Annotated in this window: 1 protein-coding gene; it reads right to left on the bottom strand. The window is 58.0% G+C overall.

The window, feature by feature from the left end:
- Positions 1-132: winged helix-turn-helix transcriptional regulator (locus tag C5B90_RS21150; RefSeq protein ID WP_233512157.1), on the bottom strand; the 132-nt coding region annotated here is incomplete at its 3' end.
- Positions 133-481: the final 349 nt, after the last annotated feature.

The raw sequence follows: 481 nt of genomic DNA, 5'->3' as shown, positions 1-481 counted from the left end.
GGTCTCGTCGACTACGCCCATTGCTACAAGTGTCGGTAAGTGGTTCCGAACCGACTGCGTCGAGATTCCCGCTTTCTCGGCTAACTCTGTCTTGCTAAGGCTCAGATTCGTCGCGAGCAACGTACTAATCATCGCCCGAACCGTGGGGGTTGCGTCCTCTAAGAGACGCTTCGACGGGAGACTCGCGAGTGAAAGCCGTACTTCGCTACTCCGAATCTCTCTCGGTGTCGCTTCTTGAGACAACACTCGCCCGATTGCGTGGGCTACGTCGTACGGTGTCCGTGCAAACCCAGAGAATAGCCGTATCGCGTCTCTCGTCGCGTCGAGATCTTTCGCCCGACACATTGCCCGTGTTACTCGTGCAACCGTACTCGGACCATGCTCGACGACCACAGGGACTTTGAGCGCAATCTCCGGCGCGTCCTCGTGAATCTCCCCAGGGTTCGACAGTCGGTCTTCTATTACGCCGGCGACGTGGTCC

Origin of the sequence: Haloferax sp. Atlit-12N (assembly GCF_003383095.1) — an archaeon.
In the GTDB taxonomy this organism is placed as follows: domain Archaea; phylum Halobacteriota; class Halobacteria; order Halobacteriales; family Haloferacaceae; genus Haloferax.
The sequence above is the reverse complement of the archived record's forward strand: the minus strand, read 5'-3'. Positions and strand labels throughout refer to the sequence as shown.